16 protein-coding genes and 5 tRNA genes are annotated in these 23,104 nt (G+C 42.0%); 5 read left to right on the top strand and 16 right to left on the bottom strand.

What is annotated here, in order from left to right; translation table 11 throughout:
- Positions 1-18: 18 nt before the first annotated feature.
- The 8 genes from L884_RS0112420 to L884_RS0112455 form a co-directional block, all read right to left on the bottom strand.
- Positions 19-95, bottom strand: a tRNA-Met gene (locus L884_RS0112420).
- Positions 96-133: 38 nt separating this feature from the next.
- Positions 134-210, bottom strand: a tRNA-Val gene (locus L884_RS0112425).
- Between the two features lie 2 nt (positions 211-212).
- Positions 213-289, bottom strand: a tRNA-Met gene (locus L884_RS0112430).
- Positions 290-326: 37 nt separating this feature from the next.
- Positions 327-403 (bottom strand) — tRNA-Val (locus L884_RS0112435).
- Positions 404-416: 13 nt separating this feature from the next.
- A tRNA-Met gene (locus L884_RS0112440) sits at positions 417-493 on the bottom strand.
- A gap of 400 nt (positions 494-893) precedes the next feature.
- Positions 894-2,126 carry an MFS transporter gene (locus tag L884_RS22035; RefSeq protein WP_051435623.1) on the bottom strand — a complete coding sequence of 411 codons (1,233 nt, stop codon included), beginning with the start codon at positions 2,124-2,126 and terminating at the stop codon, positions 894-896.
- Positions 2,126-2,356 carry a hypothetical protein gene (locus tag L884_RS0112450; RefSeq protein ID WP_211239198.1) on the bottom strand — a complete coding sequence of 77 codons (231 nt, stop codon included), beginning with the start codon at positions 2,354-2,356 and terminating at the stop codon, positions 2,126-2,128. The genes L884_RS22035 and L884_RS0112450 overlap by 1 nt, the downstream gene beginning before the upstream one ends.
- 149 nt (positions 2,357-2,505) lie before the next feature.
- Positions 2,506-2,997, bottom strand: a complete 492-nt coding sequence (locus tag L884_RS0112455) for a VF530 family DNA-binding protein (protein ID WP_028767819.1) — start codon at positions 2,995-2,997, stop codon at positions 2,506-2,508.
- A 410-nt stretch (positions 2,998-3,407) separates the two neighbouring features.
- On the opposite strand from L884_RS0112455, the gene L884_RS0112460 reads away from it, so the two are divergent.
- Positions 3,408-5,018, top strand: a complete 1,611-nt coding sequence (locus tag L884_RS0112460) for an ABC-F family ATPase (RefSeq protein WP_028767820.1) — start codon at positions 3,408-3,410, stop codon at positions 5,016-5,018.
- An 81-nt stretch (positions 5,019-5,099) separates the two neighbouring features.
- On the opposite strand, the gene L884_RS0112465 is transcribed toward L884_RS0112460, so the two are convergent.
- The 4 genes from L884_RS0112465 to L884_RS0112480 all read right to left on the bottom strand — a co-directional run bounded on the left by L884_RS0112465 (position 5,100) and on the right by L884_RS0112480 (position 12,123).
- Positions 5,100-5,750 carry a CatB-related O-acetyltransferase gene (locus tag L884_RS0112465; RefSeq protein ID WP_028767821.1) on the bottom strand — a complete coding sequence of 217 codons (651 nt, stop codon included), beginning with the start codon at positions 5,748-5,750 and terminating at the stop codon, positions 5,100-5,102.
- Positions 5,751-5,788: 38 nt separating this feature from the next.
- Positions 5,789-6,622, bottom strand: a complete 834-nt coding sequence (locus L884_RS0112470) for a phospholipase A (RefSeq protein ID WP_051435624.1) — start codon at positions 6,620-6,622, stop codon at positions 5,789-5,791.
- 197 nt (positions 6,623-6,819) lie between these two features.
- Complete coding sequence (gene uvrB / locus L884_RS0112475; RefSeq protein ID WP_028767823.1) at positions 6,820-8,820, bottom strand: excinuclease ABC subunit UvrB; 2,001 nt, start codon at positions 8,818-8,820, stop codon at positions 6,820-6,822.
- Positions 8,821-9,144: 324 nt separating this feature from the next.
- On the bottom strand, positions 9,145-12,123 hold the full coding sequence (locus L884_RS0112480) for a UvrD-helicase domain-containing protein (RefSeq protein WP_245603122.1): 2,979 nt from the start codon (positions 12,121-12,123) through the stop codon (positions 9,145-9,147).
- A 402-nt stretch (positions 12,124-12,525) separates the two neighbouring features.
- Between L884_RS0112480 and L884_RS0112485 the strand changes: the two genes are divergently transcribed.
- On the top strand, positions 12,526-12,876 hold the full coding sequence (locus tag L884_RS0112485; protein WP_028767825.1) for a hypothetical protein: 351 nt from the start codon (positions 12,526-12,528) through the stop codon (positions 12,874-12,876).
- Positions 12,877-13,052: 176 nt separating this feature from the next.
- Here L884_RS0112485 and ftsZ read toward each other — a convergent pair whose 3' ends face one another.
- Both ftsZ and L884_RS0112495 read right to left on the bottom strand, forming a co-directional pair.
- Positions 13,053-14,300 carry a cell division protein FtsZ gene (ftsZ, locus tag L884_RS0112490; RefSeq protein WP_028767826.1) on the bottom strand — a complete coding sequence of 416 codons (1,248 nt, stop codon included), beginning with the start codon at positions 14,298-14,300 and terminating at the stop codon, positions 13,053-13,055.
- 50 nt (positions 14,301-14,350) lie between these two features.
- Entirely contained in the window at positions 14,351-15,370 is a 1,020-nt protein-coding gene (locus tag L884_RS0112495) for a helix-turn-helix transcriptional regulator (RefSeq protein WP_028767827.1), read from the bottom strand.
- 295 nt (positions 15,371-15,665) lie between these two features.
- On the opposite strand from L884_RS0112495, the gene L884_RS0112500 reads away from it, so the two are divergent.
- Positions 15,666-16,748 carry an AI-2E family transporter gene (locus L884_RS0112500; RefSeq protein ID WP_028767828.1) on the top strand — a complete coding sequence of 361 codons (1,083 nt, stop codon included), beginning with the start codon at positions 15,666-15,668 and terminating at the stop codon, positions 16,746-16,748.
- Between the two features lie 147 nt (positions 16,749-16,895).
- Here L884_RS0112500 and L884_RS0112505 read toward each other — a convergent pair whose 3' ends face one another.
- On the bottom strand, positions 16,896-17,327 hold the full coding sequence (locus L884_RS0112505) for a DUF1090 domain-containing protein (RefSeq protein WP_028767829.1): 432 nt from the start codon (positions 17,325-17,327) through the stop codon (positions 16,896-16,898).
- 241 nt (positions 17,328-17,568) lie between these two features.
- On the opposite strand from L884_RS0112505, the gene L884_RS0112510 reads away from it, so the two are divergent.
- Complete coding sequence (locus L884_RS0112510; protein ID WP_028767830.1) at positions 17,569-19,152, top strand: glutathione synthase; 1,584 nt, start codon at positions 17,569-17,571, stop codon at positions 19,150-19,152.
- A 78-nt stretch (positions 19,153-19,230) separates the two neighbouring features.
- Here L884_RS0112510 and L884_RS0112515 read toward each other — a convergent pair whose 3' ends face one another.
- Positions 19,231-21,048, bottom strand: a complete 1,818-nt coding sequence (locus L884_RS0112515; protein WP_028767831.1) for a hypothetical protein — start codon at positions 21,046-21,048, stop codon at positions 19,231-19,233.
- A 748-nt stretch (positions 21,049-21,796) separates the two neighbouring features.
- On the opposite strand from L884_RS0112515, the gene L884_RS0112520 reads away from it, so the two are divergent.
- Positions 21,797-22,888 carry a fimbrial protein gene (locus L884_RS0112520; RefSeq protein WP_156925687.1) on the top strand — a complete coding sequence of 364 codons (1,092 nt, stop codon included), beginning with the start codon at positions 21,797-21,799 and terminating at the stop codon, positions 22,886-22,888.
- The last annotated feature ends 216 nt before the right edge of the window (positions 22,889-23,104 follow it).

The following is a 23,104-nucleotide window of genomic DNA, read 5'->3' on the forward strand; positions in this document are numbered from 1 at the left end:
ATTCTGCTATAAAAGAATTGGTTGCGGGAGCCGGATTTGAACCGACGACCTTCGGGTTATGAGCCCGACGAGCTACCAAACTGCTCCATCCCGCGCCAGGGTAATAGATTTTTAGATTCTTCTACTAAAGAATTGGTACAACCGAGTGGATTCGAACCACCGACCCCTACCATGTCAAGGTAGTGCTCTAACCAACTGAGCTACGGTTGTATTGGTTGCGGGAGCCGGATTTGAACCAACGACCTTCGGGTTATGAGCCCGACGAGCTACCAAACTGCTCCATCCCGCGACAGGATAATAGCTTTTTAATTCTGCTATTAAAGAATTGGTACAACCGAGTGGATTCGAACCACCGACCCCTACCATGTCAAGGTAGTGCTCTAACCAACTGAGCTACGGTTGTATCGTACATGAACTGGTTGCGGGAGCCGGATTTGAACCGACGACCTTCGGGTTATGAGCCCGACGAGCTACCAAACTGCTCCATCCCGCGACTATGTTCTTGCTGTTCGTTTGGCTGCTGCCTTGGAACGAGCGCTATAGTATGGCGATAGCGTCCGCGTTGCAAGTAAAAAAACACAATTAGATGCTAAGCGGTGATTTGATGGTCAACTTGGGTGCTGTTTAGGCATTTTATCGCATTTTTTAAGTAAAACAATTACAAACAAGAATATTTAAAGACAAAATTTAAGCAGCTTGGGCTAGTGCATTAATATAGCTTCAACGGGTTTAGTAAAGAAATCGGCAATTTCGTCTATTTATATCAGTTTAAAAACAAGCAAAACCAGACAATGCACAACCACCAACAAACAAAAAGCCACCATAATGGCGGCTTTTGCTTTATAAGCGCTAAGAAAAACACTTGTAAATTTGCTTACATTAGTGAACAGTGCCTACAGTGCCCTCTTCTGGCATTCTTTCTTCCAGCATTTGCTTATTTGCGCTATAGGTCGGTCATCAATCGGTAAATGCAATAACGCAGCAACAAAAGCTAATACAACCGTTGACCACCAAATTGGTTCATAACTACCATAATAGTCATAAATTCGGCCGCCAACCCAAGCACCAAGAAAACTACCGACTTGATGGGTAAAAAACACTAAACCATAGAGAGTCGATAAATATCGAGCGCCAAATATCTGTCTCACTAAGCCAGACGTCAGAGGCACAGTACCCAACCAACAAAAGCCAATGGCCGCCCCAAATAAAGCCGCTGTATTATCGGTTACTGGTAATGTAACAAAAGCAGCGATTACCGCTGTTCTAACAAAGTAAAGCGCACTCATCACATAGCGCTTATTAAACCTGTCTCCCATGACTCCCCAGAAGTAAGAGCCAAAGATATTAAAAATGCCCACATAGGCTAAAGCCAGCGCTGCTGTCGATGCATCTAGGTTTTTATCCGCAAGATAACTAGGTAGATGGGTAGCAATAAACATGACATGAAAACCACACACAAAAAAGCCCATGTGGATCAGCCAGTAGTTACGATTAGTACACGCTTCTACTAACGCTTGCTTAAGCGTTTGTTCGTTTGTGACTTCACTAACAACAGTGTTCGTTTTAGTCGCCTTCATAAAAGAAGCAAAGGCAAGCATTACACAGCAAAGTAAAGCAAACACCTGCAGCGCGGTTTGCCAATCAAAATGAGTCAATAGACTTTGCGCACCGGGAATAACAGCGAACATACCAAACGAACCTGCAGCAGTGGTTAAACCAAACGCTTTAGCAGTATGCTCAGCAGGTACAACTTTTGCGACGGCGCCCAAAACCACGACATAACTTGTAGCGCTTAAACCAAGGCCAATAAGCATGCTAATTGAAAAATAAAACAACTCATGGCTGGTCGAAATCGATGTCAGCAATAAACCTAAGCCATAAGTTACCGCGCCGCCGATAATGATCTTTTTTGAGCCAAATCGATCTGCAGCCATTCCAACAAATGGCTGAAAAACACCAAACAAAAGATTCTGCAACGCAATAGCAAAACTAAAGAACTCGCGTCCAGCATCAAAGGTCATCGAAATAGGCATCATAAAGATCCCAAACGATTGGCGGATCCCAAGACTAATAATAAGTATGCCAATCCCAAGCCACACTAATAGTGGAAAACGAAAAATACTCATCAGTTAAACGCTCCCTTTTCCGGCGTCTCAGACACGTTAGCTGTTTTATCGCTTTTAGGTATTTGGTGGCAGCCAACTTCTGCACCATTGTCGCTAAAGGCGTTGAGTAAAGGGGGAAAGTGATTAACTAAAGCTAAGGTTAGACCTAATACCGCGGTCATACGTAGCAACTGAGCAGAGATAGATTGAGAACGCATTACTTTACAGGGGTTATTTAAAAGGAAGCGCATGCTACTGACTAGTAAGTCATGAAACAAATGAATAAATTGAAACAATACTATGCACAGTATGCATATGTAAAAGCGACAATAGAATAGATAACAAAAAGGACCGGTTAAGGTCCTTATATATTAATAAAGGCGTTGACACTAAAAGCGAATTACTTACCCCAAGGGTTCTTAGGATCTTGTGAAGCCGGTGGACGTTTAGTGCCACGGTTTTGTGCGTAGCCATCTTGCGCTCTTGGCTTATCTTTACCGAAACGCGGACGCGCCCCGCTTTTTTTCATCGCCTTGTAGTTTGCCTCAGCCTTGGCACGCATCTCTTCTACAAGCTCTACGGTTAGTTTTTCAGGCTTACGTGGCACAATACCGTCAGCATAACCGCGTTCGCGCGGCTTTAATGCCATCTGCTGTTGCGTGCCTTTAGGCATACGTTTAAAGCGATAAAGATAGAAAGCCTCTACACGCTCCCTTGCCCACTCAGTCTTCTTTAAAAATTTAATGCAGCCAGCCATGTTAGGATTAAGGTTAAAGCATTCCAACTTAAGTGCAGCATAAAGCACTTTATAGTCATAGAACTTGACTAGCTCGGTCAGCATAGTTTCTAAATTTAAGCCGTGGAGTGGATTATTCTGTTGATGTTCAATCATGGGGAGTCCAAATATCGAGAAACATGTGTCGCAACATGCATCTAAAACAAATATTCAATTAATGAATACTCTGTCACTCAGAGAGTGACGCAAACAATGGCGTAATAATAACAATAAATTGGGGTTATCACCCACTAAATCGTCGATGATAATGCAATTTTTTATATTTGTACCTTATGCTGCAGCTTATACGTAGCAGTATTAGACTGTTTACCTGAACAAGATCGCTCGACATCTAAACATTCATCTCTGTATAATCCGCCGCTGTTTTGCCTGTGATAAATACTTCGCTAGCGCCATTATCTCTAAGCAGATACAACACTGCTAAGCAAAATCACCACTGAGCACGCTTTATATATAGCAGAATGGCAAGCCATTAATTAACCCAATTCGCCCTTTTAGGAAAAGCCTTGATCACTTCAAACAACATCACGATGCAGTTTGGCCCCGAGCCATTATTTGAAAACATTTGCGCAAAATTTGGTAACGGCAATCGTTACGGCCTAATAGGCGCAAATGGTTGTGGTAAATCCACCTTTATGAAGATCTTAAGTGGTGAGCTTGCCCCTACTTCAGGTAACGTTTCTATTACGCCTGGTCAAAAAATTGGTACCTTGAGCCAGAACCAGTTCGCATTTGAAGAGTTCAGTGTCATTGATGCCGTTATTCAAGGTGATACAAGACTGTGGCATGTCAAACAAGAGCGTGAGCGCATCTATTCACTACCAGAAATGAGTGAAGAAGATGGTATGTACGTCGGCGAACTTGAAAGCGAGTTTGCAGAAATGGACGGTTACAGCGCTGAAAGCCGTGCAGGCGAAATCTTAATTGAGGCAGGGATCGAAGAAGAACTGCATTTTGGCCTAATGAGCCAAGTTGCACCGGGTAAAAAACTACGAGTGCTGTTGGCGCAAGCCTTATTCTCAAATCCTGATATTTTGCTACTTGATGAACCAACCAACAACTTGGACATTCACACCATTAACTGGTTGGCAGAAGAGCTGAATAAGCGCAAGTGTACCATGATCATCATTTCCCACGATCGCCACTTCTTAAACACTGTTTGTACCCATATGGCAGACATAGATTATGGTGAATTGCGCATCTACCCAGGTAACTACGAATACTTCATGCAAGCGTCGGCGCTGATCCAAGAGCAGTTATTGGCGGGTAATGCTAAGAAAAGTGCAGAGATTAACGAATTACAAGACTTCGTTAACCGCTTTGGCGCTAACGCATCTAAAGCTAAGCAAGCCAGTTCTCGGGCTAAAAAGCTTGAGAAAATCACCTTAGATGAGGTGAAAGCATCGAGCCGTGTTGCCCCTTCATTACGCTTTGAAGATGGCAAAAAAATGCATCGCCAAGCACTGGTCATGGAAAACGTCGGCCATGGTTTTGATGGTGAAATGTTATTTGAAGGCGGTGAGCTAATTCTTGAAGCGGGTGCCAAGCTTGCCGTTATTGGTGAAAACGGTGTCGGTAAGTCAACATTCCTACGCTGTTTAGTTGGTGAACTTAGCAACAATGTAGGTGAAATCAAATGGTCTGAAAATGCCGCTATCGGCTACTGCCCACAAGATAGCAGCAAAGACTTTGACAACGACCTTAATCTATTCGACTGGATGTCACAGTGGCGTCAACCAAAGCATAACGACCTAATGGTTCGCGGCATGTTAGGTCGTTTACTATTTACTGAAGACGACATTAACAAAAAAGCCCGCAACTGCTCGGGTGGTGAGAAAAACCGACTATTATTCGGTAAGTTAATGATGATGGACATCAACGTATTGGTAATGGATGAGCCAACTAACCACATGGACATGGAAGCGATTGAAGCGCTCAATAATGCACTTAAGGTTTATCAAGGCACACTGGTGTTCGTCAGCCATGACCGTGAGTTTGTTTCATCTTTAGCAACACGTATTATCGATGTAAAAGATAAAAAGTTGATTAATTTCCACGGTACTTTCAACGAGTACATGGCAAGCCAAGCTGAAAATGGAGCAAACAAAAGCGCTTAAGCTTTTAACGGCACTAATATGTATAAAAATGGCGTTAATCTCATCGATTAGCGCCATTTTTTGTATCGGTTAATTCGACTATTACTGATTTTCAAGATGGTACTGATATAAACCTGCAATATCAGCACTACACATCAATGGCATTGCGCCCTTTAGCTTATCAAGTGGCCAATGCCACCACTGCATCTGTAATAGCTTTTCAATCTCATCAGCCGTAAAACGTTGCTTAACCAATTTATTGCTTCCTACCACCACGCTGTAAGGAGCAACATCTTTGGTGATCACTGCTCTTGATCCAATCACAGCGCCATCACCTATGGTCACGCCGGGCATGATCATCGCTTCACTACCAATCCATACATCATTGCCAATTACGGTGTTACCGGCACGCTCAAAGCCGCTTTTAACCCCGTCGCCAAACTCTTCTGGTGCAAATGGATAAGTAGAGATCCAGTCCATGCGGTGACCTTGGTTGCCTGCAAGCATAAAACACGCCCCCGAGGCGATTGAGCAGAACTTGCCAATAATCAGCTTATCAACCTCACCGAAAACACCGGCCTCCCACACATCAATCGTTGAACCGTCACCTAAAAGGTAACGCACTGCTTGATCTTCAAATGACTTACCATGATAAAAACCTGAATAGTAGGAGTATTCTCCCACTTCAATATTCGGATTAACGACCTGTTCTTTAAGTTTTTTAGAGTCAAGCCAACTCGAAAATTCGTTCATTTTTACTACCTAAATATTCTGAATAGCATTATCTATTCTTAAAAAGCGATGCCAATCCCCACCGCATTATCAAAATGATTGTAATCAGAAATCGTTAACCCATAGCCACTTTGCAATTTCATGTAACCTTTTAATCCTTTGTAAATCGGGAAACGCCAACTAAGTTCCTCATAGCCATTAGAAAATCCACTTTCTAACAAGTTGCGTACGGTTAGGCTAATCTGATGTTCACCAATATACCAATCGGCTTTAATCGCGCCGTACCCCATATAATCATCGATATCTGGATTGTAATCTGTTCCTGAACTTATCCACGGTTTAATGCTTAGCTCAATATCGTCAAATTCTAAAGAGAACTCGGCATAAGCTCGATTCCAACTACGTTCATAAATACCGCCTTTACCGTTAGACTGGTGCTCAAAACCAATGCTTGTACTCTGCCAAGTCGCGTTCTCATCAGCGTGTTGCCAAAACCAAAACACCTGTGGCTGATATTGTGAGTCACGAAAATATGCTGAATCATCATAAGCCTGCCAATTTGATATTTGACTATAAGCAATATAAAAACTGTCATTATCAGTGAATAAGTCTCTGGCGATGCCATATTTTAAACTGAACTGAAACTGTATATTAGTTTCGCTGATCTCCCCCTTGTTAGGGTTTTGCGGCGCGTAATAAGCTTGGTTTGCAGATTGAGTCTGGTAAACGGGCAGTATGAAGTTATTGTCAAACACTTTCAAACTATAAAGATCTTGCTCAGGTACTAAACCTGCAACACCTGTGATTTCTTTGCTTAGGTAAGTTAGCTCTTCAGCCTGTATAGTTGCAGCCAATGTACTTGTTAACAAAACAATGGTGACTTGATAGTTCAAGTTAGTAATCTCCCTATAGATCCGTACCATCCAATAATAAAAAAGGCGCACTGAGGTGTTTTAACAAAGCTCACCTCAATGTCTTAATATATTTGAATAATTTTAGTTTTTATAGCACTTACCAAGTGTTTAAATCGGTAATAATTCTATAAAAGTTAATTTTTTAGAATTAAGTATCGTTAGCTTCGGCCAATTAACTACATATAAATAAACTGACGATAAAGTAGCACTAACTGTTCTCGTACTCGTTTGGCATCCTCAATGTTTGATGAGTCTACTAGACTTATTAGCTCTTTCTCTTTGGCAGTAATTAATTGGCAAAGCTCAGCCAAACTTTCACAAAAGCCAACTCTGTCTTGACCTCTCACACTGTCATCTAGACCATCTGTATGTGTCTTCTCAAGCTTACGCCCCGATGAGCTAGGTACAATGGCATTTAAACGGTTGTACTCCATTTGATCTGCTCGGCGACTTTCTGAGTCATCTATGGCTCTTGTCATCGCAGCAGTCATTTTGTCAGCATACAAAATAGCCATACCGTGCTGATTACGAGCAGCCCTGCCGATGATTTGAATCAGGGCTTGCTCCGAACGTAAAAAACCAGCGTGATCGGCATCAAGCACGGCTACGAGCGACGCTTCGGGGATATCTAATCCTTCACGTAACAGGTTAATCCCGATCAATACATCATAAGTACCAGCGCGAAGCGCGTTAACAGTCTCAATTCGATCGTTAGTTTTCACATCAGAATGCAAATAGCTAACTTTAATTCCTTTTGCTGCCAGGTGGTTATTTAAGTTCTCTGCACTTTTTTTAGTTAATGTCGTAATTAACGTTCTTTCGTTACGCTGGTTTCTTAGCTTAATTTCATTAAATAGGTCCTCAATACTATTAGCTGATGGCCTAACTTCAATTTCTGGATCAAGTAGACCTGTTGGGCGAATAATTTGCTTAAATACCCGAGATTGTGACTTCTCAAGCTCATAGTGACCAGGTGTTGCAGACACGAATATAGTTTGTGGTTTGATCCCTTCAAATTCAGCAAAACTCAATGGTCGATTGTTCTTAGCAGACGGCAAACGAAAACCAAAATCGATAAGTGTACTCTTCCGGCTTTGGTCACTTTTATACATGGCCGAGATCTGCGGGATCATCACATGGGATTCATCTATAAATAACAAACCGTCTTTAGGCAGATAATCGAATAACGTCGTTGGCGGTAAACTTGGGTCACGTTGACTAAGATAAGAGGCATAATTTTCAATGCCTGAGCAATAACCTTGAGTCGTTAACTGTTCAACATCGGCCAGTGTTCTTTCATATAAACGTGCCGCCTCGGTGAATCTATTCTCGCTATTAAGTTGTTCAACTTGGCGCTCCATGTCTGCCATGATTTGCTTACATGCTAACTCAACCTGCTCTACCGATACTGAATACAATGTCTTTGGAGACACCAAATATTGTTCAATATCATCTAACTTGTCACCGCTTATTGCATCAACCCAATAAAGCTTAGCAATATGGCTTCCAGAAAACTCGACCGTGAGCGACCTATGTTCAGAGTCAGCAGGAAAAATATCTATCGCATGCTGTCGGACTAAAAAAGTGGCCCGCTTAACAGTACGAGTACAACGGCTGTATTGCAGGCATTCAAGTTGGGCGATTAAATTCGCTACATCAACTTCTTGACCTAACTGTAAGTGGACTTGTAACGACCGATATGCCTCAGGATCACCTAAGCCGTATACAGATGACACAGATGCAACAACTATCACATCTCGCCGTTCTATTAATGCTTTAGTGGTAGACAAGCGTAAGCGTTCAAGCTGCTCGTTAATTGCTGAGTCTTTACGAATAAATCGGTCACTACCCGGCAGGTAAACCTCAGGTTGGTAGTAATCATAATAAGAGACAAAAAATTCCACTGCATTTTCAGGAAAGAAGTGCTTCATCTCACTATACAACTGCGCCGCGAGCGTTTTGTTGTGCGCTAAGATAATTGTCGGCCGTTTTAGGCGGTGAATGATATTAGCAACGGTAAAGGTTTTACCTGAGCCCGTAACCCCCTTTAAGGTTTGATGAGTTGCGCCTTTCTCTATCCCATCTATCAAGCGGGCGATGGCCTCGGGCTGATCACCTGACGGCGGATAATTAGAATGAAGTATAAATTTTGATTTCAAGTGCTGTGAATGAGACATAGAAAACGCCTTTAATTGAACTAAGTAAATTAGGTACCCGAATTAACAGCACCTATTGGCAGTTAATATAAGTATCTATCTTAGTTCAATTATTAGCCGCTTTCTTAATTGTTCACCAAGCTAATTTACAAACGTCCTTTAAAGTAAATGTCCTTAGCTTGAAGGCTGCCGTTAACCTCTACAAAAACACCACCTTAATGCATCAATAAATTTCACTCATATTGTGAACCATTAATGCAAAGAAACGAAAAGCAGAATATTGACTATAAATATCAGACATTTAAAACAAGTTTTTAAATCAATAACTTTCAACTTAAATAGAGCTCAATGATCTGTACTCATAGCAATACTGGTGTATTTGCACCGAGTCGCATCCCCCTTTCTAAACTGATCACAAGCTAAGAAAGACTGACCTGTTTTGGAGTTCTTACGCAGTAAAAGCTTACCATTAAAGCATTCAGGACAACGTTTAAGCTTGTTACTACAATCGTCAGCTACACAATAGTACTCAGTTTGATTGTGCAACATTGGCGCTGACTTGCACTCTTTACATGCATCAACTTTGGTATCGCAATAATCCTTGCCTAACGAACAAATATAAAAAAGACCAAAGCGTCCTTGTCTTGGGATCAGCTTACCTTCATTACAGTTTGGACAGCAAGCAGCATCATGGTACAAGTCTGCTAGATCACTCGCCTCACACACTACGTCATTACCATAACTCAGTAGCTCTTTAACAAAGCTTGATGCCTTACCTAACTCGGCTTGCACAAATACCCTTTGCTTAGCGCGCGATAGAGCCACATAAAACAGGCGGCGTTCCTCGGTATCCTTGAAGTTATCTAGCTTTGGTAGCATAACATCGAGTATTGGATCGTTATCTATTTTGCTCGGGAAGCCATATTTATCATCATTCACATCCAGCACTATCACAAAGTCAGCTTGTTTACCTTTAGACGCATGGGCTGACATTGCACTAATAGCCAATTGCGGATAACGCTGTTGCCAAATCGCCACATCTTTAACAGAGCTATTAAAGCGGCTAATAAGCATCACACTGGGTTTATTTGCCGCTAAAGTTGTTCGCGATTGCTTGTCAGCAGCCAGTTGCGAGCATTGCACAATTTCAGCTAAAGCTTGCTGCAGTGCAGCTTCACGCAGATCGATAACTACTTTAACCTCAGGTTTATCACTGCAATGATGAGTCGTTAACTGCTTAGCTAATTGAGCGGGGTTAGCCTGTACAAAACGTGATGCCACTTTTTCAATTTGGTTATTGAATCTAAAGGTTTTATCTAATGAAACCGTTTTCACAGTGCCAAAAGTTGCGGTAAAATCGGTGGTTAAATTCAAATCGCTCCCCGCAAAACGGTAAATCGCCTGCCAGTCATCGCCCACACAAAACAGCGCGCAATCAGGATTAGCAGCTTTAAGGGCATTGATCAGCTCGGCCCGCGCCATTGAGATATCCTGAAACTCATCGACCATGATGTATTTATAAGCAAAACGATTAGCCGTTCGCTGTTGAAAATCCTTTGCGGCAGCATAGTCACGCGCTTGATTGATCATATCTGCAAAATCAATACAGTTTTGCTGCGCAAGAAAAGCATCATATTGCTTTATTACCCAGCTAAATAGGTGCAAAAAGGCCTGCCAGCGCAACTGATTATAACTGGCTAACTGCTTAGTTTGTTTTTTGCTGGCAGTGGATGTTTGCCCAAGCGCTTGTTGTGACTCTGCAAATTTGCCAAGTTTTATCCGCTTAAGCTCGGCAATGCTCATGCCCGAGGCTTTAAACAAACTAACAAAACTCGCCATTAAACGACTTACATTACGATAAACGCCTAACGCTTTAACTTGACTAAAAAGCATTTGCGGCGAAATCGGCTTAAATAACTCACTTTGGCTTAAGCCTAGCGCTTCAGCACGGGCGCATAGCTGGGTTTCTAAACTGGCTTCGAGTTTTCCTGCATCCGCTTGCCAGCTAAAGGTTTGCATCAGATGAGTGCCATTTGCTTGATGCAAAGCGATTTTCCAATCACGACTTTGGTTGTAGGCTTGTTTACAAATATCAGCGCGAGTATTGCCCTGTTTATCAATGCCAAAATGCTCAAGGTAAGCATCTAAGACAGGAATATAAAAGTCCGGCTGATAAACACTTTTCCCCGGCTCAGTATATTCTCCTGGATAGGTTGGCTCATACTCAAATGCAATACCGTGAGTATAAAGATAATTGCAGATAATTAGCTCTTGAAAGCTTTTAACCAAATCACCAGATAACGCCCTAATTTCGTTATTTTTAAGGTAACTACGGTATTGACCTTCGGTTTTAAAATCCAGCGCGTTACGCTGGGGATACAGATAACGGCCAAAATACTCGGCAACGGGATCTGCCATATCAGGATCAGCAACAATGCAATCTATTTGGCTATCGATAAACTGGGTAAATTGTTTCTCATCGCTGGCAAGCACAGACACTTGAGTTGAGCGGCCAACATAATGCTGAATGATCTCTTTACCTAATGCGTGAAAGGTGCTGACATTAACGCCACTCAGTTGGCTGCTTGATTGTACTCGCTGCGCCAGTTCTAGTCGGGCATCTTTGCCATAGGCCAGCATTAAAATTTGCTCAGGTTTAGCTAGACCTTGATTAACCAAATACGCCGCCTTTGCTGCCATGGTACTGGTTTTTCCAGTACCAGCACCGGCAATAACTAAGGTGTTATCTTCATCAATAACACAAGCCAGCCTTTGTAATTCGGTAAGCGGATGCGCTTCTAACCCATCAAATAAGCCTTTATGGGCATTAAGCTGCTGAGTTTGCCACCATTGATTGTATTTATCGGTAAACAGCTGAGGTTGCTTAATAAACTTGGCTAAACGGCATTTTAGACGTTCAACATCAAAACCTAAGGCACTAAAGTGCTCGGTTAATGCAAACTGCTTAAGCGTACTGGCATATTGCTGTTGTAAGCACTGTAGATCAGAGTCGCGTAAATAGCGCTGGTGGCCACTAAATGCTTGCTCAAATTCATTGCTTGCCTGTAGCAAATCATCAAACGCTTGCTGTAACTGCGTCTTATGGGATGCTAAACGGTTATCAAGCGCCAAACGTAATAACGGTTTACAGTTAGCCCAGTGAAAAAATCGAAACCGCTGCTCGCCCCATAAAAGTGACAAGGTAAACCAACCTCGCCTAACTTCTACGGTTTGTGCTAACTCAGGGTAAGGATAAAGCTTGCCATTGATGGTTAACCCTTGGTCACACAAATGGGCACTATTACAAAAAAATATGCCTTGCAAAAAACCGAACTTTACAGAATATCGCCTAAGCTCCACAACAACCTCAATACCACAAAATGCCGCGCCATATTAGCAAGTAAAACCGCCTTCAAGTAGCGATAATTTTATTTAACGTTGCAAACTAACACATTGTAAAACCGCCACAAAAAGGCCATAAAACCAACAAATTGCCTAATAAATACCTTTTTAGCTTTTTTCACATATAAAATCGGCTTTTCAAGCGTGATAAACCACACAAAAACGCATTGAATCGACTTTTTGTAAGCGCAGCATCACACACCTTAAAATAGCTCCATGCTAGCCTAATCTCACAAAGTATGGCGGCAGACAAATAAAACAAATGCCATACAAGATCATTTAGAACACTGACCAAAGATGGATGAGATAAGGGTTTACCATATTATGAAAAAACTACTAATTGCGGGTCTATTAAGTTGTGCAGCATTCGGTCAAGCACATGCAAGCGCTGAAACCCTAGATACAGAAACAGCAGTAGGTATGGCCAGTTTGATGATTTGTACTACCTTCTATGCCGAGCAAGACATGCAAATTGAAGGCGTTATTGTTGGCCAATCTATGATGTCCCATAAAAATGCCGGCATTGAAGAGATGATTATGTCTAAAGAAACCAGCCAAGCATTAGACGAATACATGCAACGATTCCAAGCGGCTAACAAAGAACAACAAATTAAGATCTGTGACGAAGCAATTAAGTTTGCCCGTGAAAGTACATTTGTAAAAGTAGCTGAGTAATTTGCTAAACCGCCAGCGATTAACAGGTTAAGCAACAATACTCGCTACAATTCACTCAGCTCTTGGCTTTGGCACAATAACCAACAAGATAAACCTGAGTGCAAAAACCATAAGGCTTAGCAAGTATGCTAAGCCTTATTTGTTGATGCCAATTATAGTAATGTCGTTACAAGCAGCTAGACCCCACTCAATTTTGCCCTTCTAGAATACGCAGGGATCTCCAACTCATCTTCTTCAGTAATAGCTACTGCTGATTTTTGCCTTAAAAAGTCATGTAGATTAAGTAACTCAGATGGCTCAAAACGGGGCTTTTTATCCACTTGAGTATCAATCACTACAGCCCTGATGTTGCTATCTATCCCCTTGGCACTCGGCACAGAATGAAGATCTCGCTCAATAGCCGCGACCTCTTTTGAGGAATGACTTGTTATTAGCTCATTTGCCGGTGTCTGCTGTAAATGGGCTGGCGTTTCAATTCCGGTGGCGATTACCATTAGCTCAAGTTCACAATCAAGCTCTGGCACTATGGTTAAGCCAATAATCACCATAGCGTCAGCATTAAGCTGTTGCTGTAAACACGCGCCAATGAGATTGTACTGGCTTAGTTCAATATTGTCGGTGGCAATAACACTGACAATCGCCCCTTTCGCCTGAGTTAACTCAATTTGTTCAAGCAACGGATTTTGTAAAGCATTGGCAATGGTTTGCTGTAAATCATCGTTTGCTTGTTGCCGTGCTACGCCCATAGCAGCGCGACCTTGATGGCTAATTACTTCAATAAAATCATTAAGATCGATATTGATTAAACCAGACTGGCTAATGGTCGTCGTTAAACCTTGCAGTACGTCTTGTAAAATACGGTTACTTTCATAAAACGCGTTCACCATGGAGATTTTCTTATCCAGCGCGTCAATGAGTTTGTCGTTGGGCAATACAATCACCGCATCTGCAGCGTTAATTAATTCATCAACCCCATTCTTTGCCTGTTGCGCCCGCTTTTGCCCCTCAAGGCTGAATGGTGTGGTCACTACCGCAACCAGCGGTTTACTCAGCTCTTTAGCAAGGCTTGCGATAAATGGCATTGCACCAGTGCCGGTTCCACCGCCCATGCCGCCGGTGATAAACACGATATCAGCCGCCTCGATATGTTGCTTTAATTCAGCTTCAGACTCTTTAGCCGCCTCAAAGCCTTTGTGCGGTTTCGCGCCCGCCCCTAGGCCTTTGGTGATCTCAGTGCCAATTTGCAAACGCACACTGCACTCGCACATAGTAAGTGACTGTGCATCGGTATTAACCGCAATCAATTGCACGTTATCAGCAAGCTGTGCCTTGCTTAGCTGGTTAATGGTGTTACAGCCGCATCCACCTACACCCAACACACTAATTTTGGGGGCATGGCTGTTATTTGGCAGCAGATCAAACATGGCGATCTCCTTGGATCTAATTAGATGATGTAGCAAGGAGATTAATGCAACTATGCGACAGACTCGGTCGCAGCGATTTGATACTTATTGGTTATTTTACTTGCGAGCCGCATAAAGTGTGCTCGTAGTTTTAGCGGCGCGATAACCTCGACGCTATCTGCCATGCCCCATAAATATTCCCGCAATCTGGCAGAGTCCATCACAGTCGCCTTGACTAAATATCGACCATCTGCAAGGCGTTCTATCGTTTGATCGTCACTAAATTTAGCATCTCGCATAATAAAGTTCGCAGCAGGATCGCATACAAGTTCCAGCACAATCGAAGCAGATGCAGGCGCGTTACCCACACGATTAATATCAAAGTCATTACGAGTAATAGCTTTAGTGTCTAACAACTCGATATTGCGCATTTGATTCAGCGGCTTAGCATATCGCCTTGGATGCTCACGACCTAGAGTGAAAGCGAGCAACACTACCCCATCCTCAATTTTAATACCCTCTAAGTTAATCGGTCGGTAATCAATCCAATAACGCTGACCTTTAATGACCCGTTGAATTTGGCAAGCAATTTGACGATTTTCAAGCAAGGCTTTTTGCACAGTTTCTAACGCCTTTGAGTCGGGAGTTCGATAACTGATAGGTAACGGCTGCGGTAACTGCGCCACTCTACACGCCCAATAGAGCCACGGTTTATTGGCATCTTTACTCAACACCTCATCGGCGCGGTCAAAATAGGGAGTAAGCTGCTTTAAGGTGCTGGCGGGCATTAGCTGATTAGCACTGTGCTTTAAGGTGTAAAACGCCAGCGCCATATGATGGTCCATCAAAGTTAGATTTAGCCCGCGCCAACACTTAGCAATTGACCAACCAAAGGGTTTGCAGCGGTCGTCCATCACCATGCCAAACAAGCCCATATCATGCATGCTTTTAAGCTCACGCTGAACAGTGCGTAAGCCAACTTCATAGCCACGTTCAAGCAGTTTGTCTGTTAGTTCATTAGCGGTAATACGAAAAGGCTCACGGGGAATATGTTCCAGCAAGGTTATTTGGCGCTGAATATTGGTTTGCATTTATTCGTCTCTTAAAGTGCTGAGCCGTTAGCATAATATCATGCTGCGACAAATACTGTCGCAGCAAAACCGATCAGGTATAAATTAGCAATTTAGCAACAGCAAAGCATTGAGCAATTGGCAAGCAAACAAAAAATAGCTATAGATTTGTCACAGAAGTTATTGTTAGCTTTAGCTATAGTTACAGTACTTTATCATCTTAAATTGTGGCCATAAGTGTCAGTTTTTAGCTTTACGCCGCAGACATGCCAAGCATTTGAGGTTGATTACCACATCTATTTTGGAGCGCTATTTGATGGACAGCTTTAAGCTAAAACCCCACCACGCCATTCTACTTCTTGCTTTGGCCATTGCGTTTTACGCATGCTACCTGCTCGTTTCACCGTATTTAGGCTCTATTATTCTGGCGGCCATTGTTGCGTTATTGGTGTTGCCACTGCATGCAAAAATTGAAAGCTATATGCCGGCAAAACCCAATCTGGCATCAGTGGTGTCTTGTACCTTAGTCACTGTGGTAGTGCTGCTACCTTTGCTATTTGTCACTATTGCGATAATGAATGAAGGCATCAACTTTATGGGTCACGCCTATGACTGGTTAACTAATGGCGGCGCCAAAGCTTTTTTATCTCATCCTTATATTCAAAGTGGCATCAGCTTACTCAATAAATGGCTACCTTTTGAAAGCTTGAAAGTAGATGAACTGGTACAGCAAGCGGCAGTAAAAGTCACCCAGCTCAGCAGCAGCTTTTTGTCGGCCAGTACCGGACTACTGGGCGATGTGGCAAATACGGTTTTGAGCTTTTCTCTAATGCTATTTGTGCTGTTTTTCTTCCTTAGAGATCAACAAACTATTGTAAGTAGTATCCGGCACATCATTCCATTGTCGCGCTCTCAAGAAGAGATGATTTTTAACGAGGTCAAAGTTGTAGCTAAGTCAGCGGTTTTTGGCGCGTTTTTAACGGCGCTGGCCCAAGGTGCCCTGGGCGGTATCGCTATGGCCATGGCGGGCTTTTCTGGTTTGTTTTGGGGCAGCATGATGGCCTTTGCATCATTTATCCCCTTTGTAGGCACCGCCATGATCTGGCTACCCGCCTCAATTTATCTATTCATTACCGGTGACTGGCAATGGGCGCTGTTTTTAATCGCATGGGGAGTGTTGGTTATTGGCTCGATTGATAACTTTCTAAGACCTTGGCTAATGCAAGGCAGTACAGGCATGAGCACTCTACTGCTGTTTTTCTCATTGTTAGGTGGCCTACAACTGTTTGGCTTAATCGGCCTAATTTACGGCCCAATTATCTTTGCCGTAACTTTAGTATTAGCTCGCCTGTATGAAATCGAGTTTAAAGATTTTATTGAGCAGCAAGATAACAGCTAAAACAAACCTAAAGTAAGTGAGCCGCTATGTGAGTGCGGCTCAGCTAAGTCAAAGCAAAAGCCAACCTAAAACTAAAAAGCCAAAATAAAGCTAAGCCCCATCCATAACGGGCTGTTAGCCGTTAACTTATTGCAGATGTGGCAACAACTATTTATCGTCCTCCAAGCTTGCTAACTCTTGCTCAAGCTCTGCCAGCTTAGTGTTTTCACTCAATAATTTTTGCTTGTATTTATAAGTTTTATCTAAGTTACTCTCCTCCTCTGCTTCTTTCAAAGAGGCTTGATACTTATCTATTTGCTGTTTTACATCAGCAATCTCAGCAGTGAGATCTTGCTTAAGGACGTTTGTGGTGCAATGGGTATCAACATTTTTCAGTGCTGTTTCTAATCCCGCCACCTTATGAGTATTGCCATGAGCCTTTGCCATAACAATCTGCTTTGAGATCTCACATCGCTTTTTGTCACAGCCAACCATAGTGCTGCAGTCTTGATGGTGATCGGCAAACACAAGCTTGGTAGGCAGAGCAAAGCTCAATAAACAAGCTGACATAGCCGCTAACGCAAATGAGGTGTTTTTCATCTAAATATCTCCGTTTGATTATTAATGAGCTCATACCGCAAAACAGCTCTCGCTATAGGTTATATAGTCACTGGATCATCAAACGTCCATTTAACAACAAAACCTCTCTCTTGCTCTGCGTCAACATTTCGGTTTAATTCGAAATATGAATTGACAACAGTCAACAGTAGACCTATATTTCGATTTTTACAGAAATAACTTAAAACAAGCTCGGATAAACGCAGCTATTAAGGGTGACATCATGATTAACCACACAAGCAAACAAGCAGCACAAGATGCGATTGAGTGGGCGTTAACCCATGGCATGGCATTAAAAACCACGCCCTATTCTGCTGTGCATACTGCCTTTAGCCTAACTCCGACAGCGATATCAACAGCGCGCTATAACAAGTTAACCGCATCTGTAGGCCTGCTAGGTAAACTCATTCACTTTGTATCAGAAGATCATGACTTTCTTAGCCAAGCGATTGCCCCCATCACCAAGGGCGATCCTTTTTTTAATGCACTATTAGAGATGCATCAGGCGATTCACCAAGCTCCAGAACGCGCTAAACGCTTGCCGTTATTAATTATGCGCAGCGACTTTATGGATGATGCCGCATTAGGGCCAAAACTTATTGAATTTAACGGCATTGCCGCAGGTATGGGGCCATTTGGACAACGAATACATGAGCTACATAAATTTTTGCAACTGCAAGCGCCTGAAGCGTTTAATGAATGGTCAGCACTAGTTACTACAACAACCGCAACATCAGCATCTACACATTCCAAGCTGGTTGCTAACCATGCGCTAGCGAATTTGGCTCAAGGTATTGCCAAGGCAACATTTAAGATAAACGCCGAATTTGCAGCAATAGAGGCAACGACAACTGCGCAAAACCAGCACGATCGCGACTTAAAAACTAACCCAGTTAAAACCTCGGCTTTATTAACTCAACCCATTAATAACAAGCTAAGCAATAGCGCCACTTTTTTAATGATTGTGCAAGCCAATGAGGACAACGTATACGATCAGCACCTTTTAGAACAGGCATTACAAGCCAAAGGTATTCGTACAATTAGGCGCACCTTTAGAGAGTTACACGGCAAATTATCGACAGGCGCTAACGACAGACTGATTTTAGAAGGTGTTGGCAGTATCGACAGCGTTTACCTGCGCGCAGGATATCAATATTGTGACTACCATGCTCACGATCTCATCAGCAAAGTGTGCTGCGAAAGCTTAATGCAAACCCGCATATTTATTGAGAAACACCGAGTTGCTATTAATGCCACTGTTAGCCAACAACTGGCCACCAGCAAGCGCGTGCAAATGTTACTGTCATCAATGACAGCCGAGCAGTTAACAACTTTTGGTTTAACCATAGATGAAGCCTCAAGCGTTAAACAACTCCTCGGCGAAATGCGCCCCGTGACTACAGACAGCGCAGCTTTAATTAGCCAAACCAGCCCCGAGCAATGGGTACTAAAAAACCAAGGCGAAGGTGGCGGCCACTGTATATTTGACGACGATATTTTGCCAAAACTGTTATCACTTAAACCAGACGAATACCAAGCTTGGTCGTTAATGCGCCGACTACAGCCAACGCCAAGACCCACGCCTGCACTGACAGTTCGTAAAGGCGAGCTGCAACAAGTCGAGGATCTTATCAGTGAAATCGGCATGTTCACCGTACATATTGACGGTAAACCAGCGATTAATGACGCCAATGGCGAGCAACAAGCTTACGCTGGATACTTGATCAGAAGTAAGTCGGCCCGAACCACCGAAGGCGGCGTTCATAGCGGTATGGGCGTGTTGGACTCGTTGGTGTTCAGTGATTGAGTTGGATAGTTTAAATAAAAATAGCCAACAGAAGTTGGCTATTCGGGATAGGAATCACTCTCAGATGCTTTGTTATGTTTATTTGTCCGCAAGGCCTATAATATGAAAATCTGCTCCTGAAGACCTAATTGCATTTTCGGCACTAACTAACAATACATCTAGCTGAGTTTTAATTTTGCTGCCTGTACTTTTTTGATAAACACTTTTTTGTGTGTGTGGTTGGACGACAATAACGCGAGTCTTAACATGTTTGTTATCTTTTAAAGCCAATAACACATCAAAGAAATCTTCAGCTATTGCTTTGACTCCATTGCACCAACATCCCTTATGAGCCGCATTGTCATGTCTCGCTTTTAGATCTTCAACGAGAACTTTCCTTGCTGTATATCTAAGATTCTTAACAGCTTGATTTAGTACCACATCGTGAGCACCAACAGATATTCGTCGGGACGCCTCGCTAGACTTTGATGCTTTGACGTGAATTAAGGATATTAGATGAAGAGAACCATGCTGAACATAATGAATGAAGTCAGCTTTTTCACCAGCGCCATCATCACAATAAAGCCACCCTTTTGGTTTTTCTGTGGTGTTAAATTCATCTGATGTTAGCCAATTTCCACTCCAGCGTTTTTGAACCCAGCAAAATAAAGACTTTTCTTTGCCAATGTCCTTTAATGATGGTTTTTGGACATTTGCTCCAGGCTTTTCTTTTTTGATATCATATTTTTCAAAGTCAGCCCACAAGAACTTGTCATATTCTACATCTTGATATCCAGTTCTGAAAACCATGCCATTCACTACTGCATGACCTGACTCGAACCAACATTTAATAAGTTCTGGATATAAAAAGACTCTTTTATATAAGTCAAAGTGTTTCTTACTTTTAACTATAGGAGTTTCACTTTTGACTTTAAAGGCAACTTTATAGTCATCCACTTCAACTTCGACACATATATTTCCCGCCTTTTTTCCTGCATGAAAAATATCGAGTGAAATATCGCTTTCCACAAAGCTACTAACTAGTTCAACATGAAAATTATATTGTAATTTCATTAATAGATCTTTACGGACCTGCCCATTCTCTTCAGGTAGAAAATCATAATCTACAAGAGAAAAGTCATATGGTTTTCTTAAGTCATCGGGCTTAGATATTGGATAAGACAATATCCCTATTGGACTCTCTGATTCAACACTATTGATAGACAGTCTGTCTAAAATCTCTAACACTCTATTCTCAAAGGTGCTCCAATCTTTGCATGGTCCTCGCCATATTGACGATTTAAACGGGTTAATTCCGACAGAACTTTTTGATTTTGTTCCCCAAACTTGAGTACGTACAGCTGACATCATGTACGATTGATCAATCAGTGGATCAAGTGTGTCAGCAACACTTTTTCCACCTAAAACTTTAGAGTCAGCTTTAAAGTTGTCCCTACCGTGAATTCCTGACAACCACAACATTTTGATTTCATCTTCATTAATGAAGTTGCCATTCAGTTTACTTATTGGAATAGGGAACAAGTTAGACAATCGTTTTTTGCCAAAAAGTTCACGGATGGTATCTTTTTTACCTTTTTCTGAGAAATAGAAAGCTAAGTGCTCCCTAACATTAAAGCTAACGAAGACGTGGTGTTCTACGTCTTTAATGGGTAGATCTTTAGCCCAGCTAGGTTTCTTTGTGATTGTGTATGATGTGATTTTTACTGTTCCGAGTTTTCCAACTTCATCATTAATAGTTGCTCCTACCACCATTTCATCGGAAGACTCTTCATTCAATAATTGAAGAATAACTTCATGAACCGAACATGATTCTTCTTTAGTCGATTTTGCGCCCAATAAAACAGATAAATATGGTGCAACATTATGTTTTTCAACTGCGATAGTATTACTTTCCACCTAGCCTCCTTGTCACGACGGACTGCAACTCCATGTAATAGTGAAGAATCACTCATCCAACCAACACATTCAACATAAAAACAACATAAAGTTAGGCTGAATTCCGAATCAAAACGGTCTTAGTAAGAACAGGTCGCCGATTCTTTAATCAATCGAGACTAACAGTAAACCAGATTATTAACAATGGGTTATAGCATAGCCAGAACTGATTACCTGTTTCTTTGCCTGAGTGAGACAAAGAACCTCTGACATTGCATAAAGTGCAATGTTCACGCAGGAAGAAAAGTCACGAGGCTCAGGCCTATAGAATAATTCCGGGCAGTTCTTGTATCTTACGTCCCGCATTAGCTTTTATAAGCGCAAAACTCTAATTCAGCTATCTACCACTTTTATCTGTGAAAATGATTTTGGGTATTGAGTAGTTAATAACCAAGCCCTTCAGCTAAGTGAGCAATTCAAGCCTCAAGTAAAAAATGGTCTAAGCCGAAGTAAAAATTATAACTGTTTCACTAAGCAAACAGAGGGGAATATCCCCCCTCCATCTTTAATATTTTCTAGTAACCTTTCTTGTTATTAAACAGCTAAGCACATCATGAATTCATTCGATTCAACAAACAAAGCCGTCTATTACGGGCTTAATAAAACTGTTAATAACATTTCATTTCTATAAAACCAGTTGGAAGTGTAAAAAGGCTGAAACTTTTGACTTAACAGCTATCGGCTAAAAGGAAATGGCGAGGTGCAACAAATGGAGATAAAGCAGTGGATTGGTTTCTTTTTTAAGAGTGCTATTGTATTTATATTTTGCATAGCCAATGGTAAAAGCGCTGAATTCGGAGGACCATATCGCTGTAGCGATGGGGCTAATCATGCATATGTTCAAGTAACGCAGAGCGACATTTCCCTATCGAATTTACCACTTGTGGGGGGAGTCATCACAACAATAACCACATCTCCCATAGAGATAACTTGTGATCAGCATAATTCAACTAGAGGCGGACGATTTAGGTATTATCTCGTTCCGAGTTATTACCCTACCGTTGCTCCTGGAGGAGACCCTACAGTATGTGTTATTCCGGAGTTTCCGGGAGTTGGCATGCGCTTATACCACCCTAATGGAAATGCATTACCTTGCGGAAGTCAGCCACCAAGTTCCGGTTCAGCAAATACCAACTTAATTTTTGCAGATTTAGTGAGGCAGCACCGAAACTATACAGTTGACTATGGAGATCAAGTACTAGCTGAACTAGTGCGTATAGGAGACATCACCCCTGGTACGTACACATTAAACAGAGTACAAAATTTAGCGCAATGGGGTACTTTTAATACTGGTAGAAGTATGTGGGTGAAAGGCGGAACATCTGGTTATATCCATCAGATTGATAGCGGAAGATTTATAACTGTGTCAGAAACGACCTGTAGTTTAATGCCACTTAATGAAACTTTTGATTTAGGCACATTAGAAAAGCAAGATAATGCAGCAATACAACCATTTAAAATTTTCCTTAATGATTGTTCAGCCAGAGAAGATGTCGAAGAATTTAAAACTAAAGCAACGTTAAGCTTTATTCCCAACAATGCTGAAGTAACGATGGATGGGCGCATCGGAAATTGTGACAGAGATGAGTGCGCTGAAAATGTTTTTATTAGACTTAAAGATTGGCAAGGTAATCCTATAATAGCCGGAGAAGGTGTTGGTAGAGAATATGCGTTAAGCACTCAAGGTTTTGCTAATCCAATGATCCCATTTGAGTTTCAATTTGATGCTTTTATAGATACTGAAACAGCTACAGGAGGCATAATTGATGTCAGCATCACCATATTGCTAAAGGTTAAATAGCCACTGGTGAAAGGCGTTTACAGCTGCATGGGCGTGTAGGATTCGCTGGTGTTTAGTGATTAGCAGCTGGTTGAAGCTTTAAGAGAGAATAGCCAACAAAAGTTGGCTATTTTTGTGTTCTAACGCATTTTTGGACAGAAATGCGTTTGAGTATCAGATCTATCGCGAGTGACTTAGATGAGGCAAAGTATCTCAATTTATCTTATTCGCTTCGAC

The sequence above is a fragment of the Shewanella fidelis ATCC BAA-318 genome (assembly GCF_000518605.1).
Lineage (GTDB): Bacteria > Pseudomonadota > Gammaproteobacteria > Enterobacterales > Shewanellaceae > Shewanella > Shewanella fidelis.